Origin of the sequence: Micromonospora sp. LOL_015, assembly GCF_048060275.1 — a bacterium.
Taxonomy (GTDB): domain Bacteria; phylum Actinomycetota; class Actinomycetes; order Mycobacteriales; family Micromonosporaceae; genus Micromonospora_E.
Window position 1 is genome coordinate 1 of record NZ_JBHMIO010000087.1, and the last position, 8,481, is coordinate 8,481.

8 protein-coding genes are annotated in these 8,481 nt (G+C 69.4%); 3 read left to right on the forward strand and 5 right to left on the reverse strand.

Features of this window, described 5'->3' with window-relative positions; translation table 11 throughout:
* Positions 1-4: 4 nt before the first annotated feature.
* Positions 5-967 (reverse strand): IS630 family transposase, encoded by a 963-nt coding sequence (locus ACFHWU_RS28185; RefSeq protein ID WP_416592168.1) that lies wholly within the window; start codon positions 965-967, stop codon positions 5-7.
* 112 nt (positions 968-1,079) lie between these two features.
* On the opposite strand from ACFHWU_RS28185, the gene ACFHWU_RS28190 reads away from it, so the two are divergent.
* Both ACFHWU_RS28190 and ACFHWU_RS28195 read left to right on the forward strand, forming a co-directional pair.
* A complete protein-coding gene (locus ACFHWU_RS28190) occupies positions 1,080-1,430 on the forward strand; it encodes a hypothetical protein (RefSeq protein WP_416592169.1) in 351 nt (116 codons plus the stop codon).
* Between the two features lie 437 nt (positions 1,431-1,867).
* Entirely contained in the window at positions 1,868-2,083 is a 216-nt protein-coding gene (locus ACFHWU_RS28195) for a hypothetical protein (RefSeq protein WP_416592170.1), read from the forward strand.
* Between the two features lie 62 nt (positions 2,084-2,145).
* On the opposite strand, the gene ACFHWU_RS28200 is transcribed toward ACFHWU_RS28195, so the two are convergent.
* The 4 genes from ACFHWU_RS28200 to ACFHWU_RS28215 form a co-directional block, all read right to left on the reverse strand.
* Positions 2,146-2,334: a hypothetical protein gene (locus ACFHWU_RS28200; protein WP_416592171.1), complete on the reverse strand. Its 189-nt coding sequence runs from the start codon at positions 2,332-2,334 to the stop codon at positions 2,146-2,148.
* Positions 2,335-2,442: 108 nt separating this feature from the next.
* Complete coding sequence (locus ACFHWU_RS28205; RefSeq protein WP_416592175.1) at positions 2,443-2,661, reverse strand: ferredoxin; 219 nt, start codon at positions 2,659-2,661, stop codon at positions 2,443-2,445.
* Positions 2,655-3,869, reverse strand: a complete 1,215-nt coding sequence (locus ACFHWU_RS28210) for a cytochrome P450 (RefSeq protein WP_416592172.1) — start codon at positions 3,867-3,869, stop codon at positions 2,655-2,657. Before ACFHWU_RS28210 ends, ACFHWU_RS28205 begins: the two co-directional genes overlap by 7 nt.
* 1,148 nt (positions 3,870-5,017) lie before the next feature.
* Positions 5,018-5,143 (reverse strand): hypothetical protein, encoded by a 126-nt coding sequence (locus ACFHWU_RS28215; protein WP_416592173.1) that lies wholly within the window; start codon positions 5,141-5,143, stop codon positions 5,018-5,020.
* 610 nt (positions 5,144-5,753) lie between these two features.
* Between ACFHWU_RS28215 and ACFHWU_RS28220 the strand changes: the two genes are divergently transcribed.
* Positions 5,754-8,384 (forward strand): BTAD domain-containing putative transcriptional regulator, encoded by a 2,631-nt coding sequence (locus ACFHWU_RS28220; protein ID WP_416592174.1) that lies wholly within the window; start codon positions 5,754-5,756, stop codon positions 8,382-8,384.
* Positions 8,385-8,481 lie beyond the last annotated feature (97 nt).

The following is an 8,481-nucleotide window of genomic DNA, read 5'->3' on the forward strand; positions in this document are numbered from 1 at the left end:
GACGTCACGCCGCACCCCCTTCGATGAGTGTCGCTGTACTCATGCGACTTGCGTGTCGCACCACCATGTTCAGCCAGGACGCGTGTTTCGGGGTGTAGGTCACGCTGAACCTCGGGTGTGCGGCCAGCCAGGCCCGGGTGGCTTTCGAGGTGTGACTGGACCCGTTGTCCAGGACCAGGTGAATCCGCAGGTGGGCAGGGGTTTCGAGGTCGATCTCGGTGAGGAAGTCGAGGAAGGCGTCGGAGTTGTTGCGGTCGATGATCTTCGGCCGGACGGTGCCGTCGGCGACGTCGAGGGCGGCCATCAGTGAGACGGTGCCGTGTCGGCGGTACTCGAACTCGCGGCGTTCCGGGCGGCGGTGCCCCGCGCGGCGGGTCCGGTATCGGCGTGACTTGGCCTGAATACCGGTCTTCTCGTCCACGCTGAGCAGCACCGTTCCGGCGGGAACATGCTGGTAGAGAGTGCAGATCTGCTCGGCACGGGCGAAGAAGCCGGGCTCGTCGGGCCGGTTGAGCCAGCCCCGGACCCGGTGCGGTTTGATGTCGACACCGGCCAGGATCCGCCCGACCTGGCTGGCGGAAATCGCGATGCCGTGCCGCTGCCGCAGGTGCCCGGCGATCAGCGGGGTCCATTGGGCGTCGGTGTCGGGTGGCTCACTGGTCGCGGTCGCGATGATCAGCAGGTGTACGTCGATGTCGTAGAGCGGCGGGCGTCCCGGGCGGGGCCGGTCGTTAAGGGCGCGCATGCCCCGGGTGCGGTAGTCGCGGCGGGTCTTGCGCACGGTGGCCACCGTGCAGCCGACCTGCCGGGCGATCTGCGCGTTCGGGACCCGGTTCGCGGCGGCGAGCAGGATCCGGGCCCGGCGGACCTGCCGGAACTCTGCGCTGGCCTGCCCGGCGATCCGGGTCAGGGCCTTGCGGCGGCGCCGGGTCAGCCGGACCCGGTCGACAGGTTGCAGCCTGGCCATCAGCGGCAAGCCCTCATTCCATGATCGACAACGGTGACGATCATGGACGATGCCGCAGGCACGGGCGTGTCGGCAGGTGACGACACGCCCGGAGTTGATCACACTGGACGCCGTGCCCGTACCCAGCAAACGCGTCAAGGACGACCTCGCCGCCGACCTCGACCACCACGCCTCACAGGTCTGGCCCGGCCTGGAAGAAGTCACCATCCGCTGGCGCGGCAGCCACGGCTACGTCACCGCCTGGACCAGCGAAAACGACGGCGTACCCGTCTGCCGCCTCAAATACCTCGGCTTCGACGACGTCTACGGCTTCGCCCTCCACGACCCCGCCACCGACACCTACACCGACAGCCTGCTCCCCGACGGACACCCCGAAGGCAGCCCACAAGACGCCCTCGATTGCGCCGTACGACTGCACCTGACCGGCATCGCCGATCAGCCCCTCAACGACGAAGACGACTGACAACCCAACCCCGTACAACCCGTCAAGAACTTATGCGCGGGGCTGCACTAGTTGCGTCGGCCTGGAGCGCGTTGCCGCTGGTCCGTCCCTCCAGGCCGCTCGCCGAACCCGCTCGCACTGCCTTCTGCGGCTGTACGGGTGCCGGACCGGCCCTGCCCACCCCGCGCGCCTCCGATGCACGGGGCCCGGCCGGCACGGCGTCGGCGACCCGTCCTCACCCGATGACCACCGGTACCGCAGGCGTGGACCGGCCGAGCGGTACCTGGGCGACGCCAAGGACTGTTCCGCTGCCGGTCTGGGCCTGCGAGGCCGTGCATCAGCCCCTGACTATTAAGGCGCGCTGACCTGCTGCGGTCCGCCGCGCCGACCCGCCGGCCTCCCCTCTGCGGCCGGTGGATCCCCTCCACCTGATGTCACCGGAAGGACCACCCCCTGCCATGACCAGCTCCGACCACCAGTTCGCCGACCGCCCCGGCCCGGACAGCGAGCAGCCCGACGACACCGTCTGGACCGTCGACCGTATTCGCGCCCTCGGCCCGGTCACCGACATCGCCACCGCGGCGCGGATCTTCGGCCTGTCCCGCGCCGCCGCCTACGAACTCGCCGCACGCGACCAGTTCCCGGTCGCCGTACTGCGCTTCGGCAGCCAGTGAGCTGGTTGTTACAGGCGGGTTGTACTACACGGTGAACACGTGACCGGCCTGTTTGGTCTCGGTCAGCCAGCGGCGTGCTCGCGTTGGGTGGGTGACGCGTCGGCGGTGACGACCGTCGCGGTCAGGCCGAACGGTGCCAGCAGCAGTTGGAAGCGGGTCAGCTCGTTGGTCTTGCCGTCGACCTTTGCCGGACCGTCCCGGTGTGCTGGTCCAGCACGGCCAAAGGCCACGCCCCGTTCCGATGCCGCCATGATTCGGAGTGTCCGACCCTGATGCCTCATCACGGTCGTATCGCCACCCCGCCGGTGCCCTGGCGGGCGACCCGGGTGGGGTTACCGGTGGATCCCCGCCTTTGCCGGTCAGTTCGTGATCGAGAGGGCAACGGCGGGGCAGTTGTCCACGGCGTTCTCGATGTCCGCCGTCACCGCCGCGGGCGGCGTGCCGCCGCGGAAGATTACCAGGCCATCCTCCTCGTCCTGATCGAACACCTCGGGTGCCATCGCCAGGCACTGGCCCGAGCCCAGGCAGCGCTCCCGGTCGATGGCCACGGGGCCGGTCCCGGCCGGCGCGCTCACCAGGTCACCTTCAATTCCTCGATGCCCCACACCAGGTTCCGGTACTTGAACGGCAACTCCTCGAACGGGGTGACCAGCTTGAGCCCCGGCAGCCGCCGCAGCACGGTGTCGAGGGCTATCTGCATCTCCACCCGCGCCAGGTTCTGCCCCATGCACTGGTGGATGCCGTGGCTGAAGGCGAGATGGTTGCGGGCGTTCCGGTGGATATCGAACTTGTGCGGCTCGGGGAAGATCTCGCCGTCACGGGCGATGGTGTTGAGCACCAGCAGCATGCTCTCCCCCTCGCGGACCAGCTCGTCGCCGACCTGCAGGTCGGCCATCGCGATCCGGGACACGGCGATGGCGACGCTGAAGTAGCGCAGGAACTCCTCGACCGCCGAGGGCATCAGCGAGGGGTCGGACCGCAGCTCCACGGCGATCTCCGGCCGCTCCAGCATGGTCGCGGTGGCGAGCGTGAGGGTGTTGGCGGTCGTCTCGTGCCCGCCCACCAGCAGCAGCAGGCCCAGGGCGACCAGCGCTTCGTGGTCGAAGGCCTGCGCCTCGCGGTTGCTGACGATCAGCCGGCTCAGCAGGTCGTCGCCGGGATGGCGGCTCTTCTCCTGGATGAGCTGCTCGAAGTACGCCAGCAGGTCGTCAATCGCCTGCTTCTGGTCGGCGACGGTCACGTCCCGCCGCAGCTGCAGCGCGGTGCGCTCCTGGAAGTAGTCGTGGTCGGCGAACGGCACGCCGAGCATCTCGCAGATGACTGCCGACGGGACCTTCATCGCGAAGTTGCTGCTGAAGTCCGCGCCCGGGCCTGCGGCGATGAGCTGGTCGAGGTGGAAGTCGACGAGCTGCTGGATGCGGGGACGCATCGCCTGCGCCTGCCGCACGGTGAACTCGCTGATCAGCAGGCGCCGCCGCTCGGTGTGCAGGGGCGGGTCGTCACCCAGCAGGATGTACGTCCACCGGGCCACCTGGGCGACGACCGCGTCCGGGTTCGGCACCGGATACGGGAAGTTCGGGTGCTTGCGATCGACGCTGACGCGGGGCTCGGTCAGGATCTGGCGGGCCAGCGTGTGCCCGGTGACCAGCCAAGTCGGCCGGCCCGACGGCAGCAGCACCTTGGCGATGGGCTTCTCCGCCTGGATCGCGAGATAGTCGGCGGGCGGGAGCAGCGGGTCGGCGGGATCCCGCAACTTCGGGTATGTGGGCAGAGCCGGGCTGGACACGGGACATACTCCTGACTGCGGCGTCGCGGAGGGCGCCAGCGGTTGTGGTTCGGTCGCCGTGGCCGGATCGCCGGGCCACGGGCTTCGGTCGTACAGACGTGCTTTGCCTTGTCTCAGTGGCCCGCGAGGGCGAGCTCTGCTCCCGCTCGCCGTCGTGGGTTGAATCCGCGCCCTGGAGTGGCGCAGGATGGGCGGCGCCATCACCGAGGTGACCACAGCGATGAGGACGACCACCGTGTACATGGCCACGGACAACACCCCGGGCGCAGACCGGCGGTGGCGACCACGACTACGCCGCGCGCGTTCATGCCGGCGCCCAGCGCGCACAGCGTCGCCCCCGCCACCGTGAAGCGGACGCTCTCCCAGCGGCCAAGCTGGTGCGGGCCCCGAGATAGGCGCCGGCGAACCTGTCGGCGATCGCCATGGTGACGAGCGCGACCGCAGCGGCCAGAACCGAGCAGGATGTACGGTGCGAGGGCGGGCAGCGGGCTACTCACCGCCGCCGCCGAGGGCCGGGCGCGAGGGTCTATCTGTCAGAAGACGTGTCAAGAGCGATCCCCGCATACCGTTGTGGATGGTTTGATGCGTTCGCGGCCCTCACGATGATCCTGACTGCCCTGACGGCGCGCAAGACTCGGCCGGTCCTGCGGCCACGGTCCGTAAACGGTTCCTGAGCTGGCCTTTCGCCGTCAGTGCCGGCGTGCCGATGGGCGCGCGGTTGCCCGCTCGTGGGTCCGGTAATCGCGGGAAGGGACCCGCCGTGCCGACGCCGACCGGGCAGGGGTGACCGCGCCGACCAGGGTGGATTGGTCCCAGCCGACGCGCCTCCTGTATGGACTGTCTACGCGGGCAGGCAAGAGACGACATGCGTGACGGCCATCCGCGGCGAGCGATCTGCCGATGTCAGCGCTTGTATCGAGCGTGGGACAGAGGTCCGGCCCGGAGACGTGATCTCAGCAAGGATTTGGTAGGTGTCGGTATTCGAAGTGGGTGAGGTGGAGGCGGCGTAGGTGATGTTGCCGATCTCTCGTGGACTGGCGGCGGTGTGTCGAAGTGTCCGTCAGCCCGGTGAGGATCATGAAGCCGCGTTTTCCGGTAGTTGCCGCGTCAGATTGAGACGGTTGGTCCTGCTGGGTTGGCTGGTTGATCTAGGCCTGGTCGGGCAGTCTCGGTGCGCGTGGGCGGCGGTTGAACCGTTCAGCGTGAGCGGCGTGGGCGGCGTCGAGGGCGCGTTGGCGGTGCTCACGGACCTGCTCGGTGGTGCTGTAGCGCACCGACGCCGGGGTGCGTCAGCCGATCCCGGAATGCCGATGTTCATGATCGTAGGCGGTGAAGAATACGTCCCAGAAAGCTCTCGCGTCAGCGAGGAACCCAAACCTGGCCGGGAAGTCTGGCACATATTTCATCGCCTTTGAACTACGCCTCGAAATACTTGCTGTCATTCGACGTTCGGGGTCGGGAATGCGACCGGAGGACACCGGAGGCCGACGAGCATCTCCGGCACCAGATTCGACACCGCGGTGATGTCCCAAAACCACACCCGACCAGGCCCGGTCGCGACCGGCTCAGGACGTACCCGGGGCGGGTGGGTCGCCAGCCGGCGCCGCTCGGCTCTGCCCGGCCACACGCGCGATCTGGTACATCGTGGACACGGAGCAGTGCAGCAGCCCGTGTCGAGTTCCCGCGCCCACGCCTGAGGAATCGCCAGCGTGAGATGCGCGCCCCCGGCGGAGTCCATCAGCATGACACGAAGTGCGTTGTTCTTTGAGGCGAACCGACAGCTTCAGCCCGATAAGTGTCAATCGACAATTCTTCATGTCTGCCGAGTCGACCGGCGGTACGGTATTCGTGTCCTTCGTCCGCATTCTCAGGAGGGTCGATCACGTGCATTTCCGGCTTCTTGGTCATCTTGAGGTCGTCAACCGCGAGACCAGCCTGGCGCTCGGCGGAATCCGCTCCCGGGCGACACTCGGCTACCTTCTGCTCAACCACAACTCGTTGATCCCGGTCAGCCGGCTGATGAAGGCGCTGTGGCCCAGTGGCACCCCGGCCACCGGTCGCAAGATGCTGCACAACGCCATCTCCCACCTGCGCGGTGTCATCGGCATGAACAGCATGACGGCCGGGGCGCCGGTGCTGCTCACCCACGCGCCCGGCTACTTCCTGCGCGTGCAGCCCGAGTCGGTGGACATGATTTGTTTTGAGCAGCAGGTGGAGGCCGCCCGGGATGATCTCGCCGCAGGGAGGTGGGAGCAGGCAGCCGGCACTCTGCGCGACGCGCTCACCCTCTGGCGCGGGCCCGCCCTGGTGGACCTGGTCGAGGCGGGGGTGAACTGGACCGAGCTGACCGCCTTGGAGAACGTCCGCCTGACGGCGATCGAGTGTCTCGTCGAGGCCGATCTGTCGATGGGCCGGCACGCCCAGGTGATCAGCGAGCTGGAGACCCAGTTGCAGACCGGTCCGCTGCGGGAACGGATGGCCGGGCAGCTGATGCGGGCGCTCTACCACTGCGGCCGACAGTCCGACGCGCTCGCGATCTACCAGCGCACTCGGACCGCGCTCATCGAGGAGTTCGGCCTGGATCCCAGCCCGGAGCTACAGCAGCTGGAACGCGCCATCCTCAATCACGACCTGACCCCGGGCGCGCCGGCGACCCCGGGCGCCGAGCCGATCATCCTGAAGGAGCCGGCACCGCCGCCGCCCGTTCCACCGCCTCCGGCTCTGGTGCCACCGCCGGCCGTTCCAGGTGCGCCGGACGCCCCGGACGGCCCAGCGGGCCGGCCTCCCCAGGCCGGGGATGCCCCCGAGATCAAGCAGATCAGTGTGGTGCTGGTCCGCGCCATCGAGGAGACGGCTCAGTCGCCGGACCCGGCCCCGGGGGCGCTGACGCACGAGCACATCACCCAGGTGGTCGAGGCCGAAGCTGCGCGGTGCGGCGGCACGATGGCCGGCATGCTGGGATCACTGTGGATGGTTGTCTTCGGGGTGCCCGCCACCGGGGAGTTCGACGCCTGGTACGCGACGCGCACCGCCCGGGCCATCAGTGACCGTCTCGCCTGGCAGTCGCCGGACGGCGGCGACCGGGTCGGCACGGTGGTCGTCGCCACCGGCAAAGCCCTCATCCGGCCGCTGGAGGGGGCTCTGCCTGCGGTCACCGGGGCGGCGTTCGACCGGGCCATGGCCCAGCTCATCGCGGCGCGCCCCGGCGAAGTGTCGATCTGCAAGCAGACAACCGCCGCGAGCCGGGCCACCGAACGCCGTACCCTGCCGCTGCGGGACACGCCGTCCGGCGCAGCCGCCGAGCCGTTCGTCGGGCGCGACCACGACATGCAAATCCTCCAGCACTCCTGGTCCCAGGCACGCCGGCTCAACCGCCCGCACCTGACCACCGTTCTCGGGTCCGCCGGGATGGGCAAGACCCGGCTGCTCGCCGAGTTCATCGCCCGCGTCTCGGCGGCGGACCCGGCGGCCGAGTGCCTGGTCGGCAGCTGCGACCCGGCTGCGCCGGATGGCACCGGGCTCGAGGCGCTGGGCGATGTCGTCAAGGCGTGCTGCGGGATCGCCCCGGACGAGGACGAGTCCCGCACCCGAGCCGGACTGGCCTCGGCAGTCGCCGGACTGCCCGGGCTGAGCCAGCCGGACCGGGTGCTGGGACACCTCTGCGACCTGGTGACCGGCACGACGGACAGTGGCAGGGACGCCGTCGCCGCGTGGTGCTCCTTCCTGGAGGCGGCCACGGCCGGGCACCCGACCGTGCTCATCGTGGAGGACGTGCACCGCGCCGCCGACTCCGTCCTCGACCTGGTCGACAGGCTCGCCGGATCGACCGGGCCGGCAAGCCTGCTCACCATCGTCACCGCCCGTCCGGAGGCGTTGCTCAACCGGCGGCCCGGCTGGGGCGGCGGCAAGCGATATGCCAGCACCACGGTCCTGCAAGCGCTGGACGACTGCGACATCCGGGACCTGGCCGCTGCTCGCCTGGGCCACCGCAGTCGGGGCGTTGCGCCCGCGTCGGTCGACGCGGTGGTCGCCAAGGCCGGCGGGAACCCCCTGTTCGGGCTCGAACTGGCCGGTATGCTGGCCCATGCTCCGGATCGGCCCGCCGGCACAGTACGGCAGGCGACCGGCAGCACCTCGTTGTCACTCCGGCTGCCCCCCGCCGTGCGTACCGTGCTGGACGCGCAGATCGACGCGTTGCCGCCGGTGGCCAGGACCGTCCTGCTCGACGCGGTGGTCCTCGGTGCGGCCTTCTCCGAGGACGCCGTCGCCGCGCTCGGCTCCGTCAGCGCCGCGGACGCAAAGCACGGTGTGCAGCACCTTGAGAACCTCGATTTGCTGGTCCGCACCGGCCAGGTGTCAGCGTCCGGCCGGCCGGAGTACGAGTTCCGGATCAGCGCGCTGCGCGACGCCGCGTACGAGCGGCATGTACCTGCCGTACGCGAGCAGAAGCAACGGATCGCAGCCGAGTGGCTGTGCCGGCTGCTGGAGCTGGACGAGCCGGCCTATCAGCGCTAACAGCGAAGCGGCGGGGCCGGTCGGCCCCGCCGCTCACTAAGCCTCAATCCGTGGACTCAATAGGACTTGACGGCAGTCATCGACACTTGACGATTAT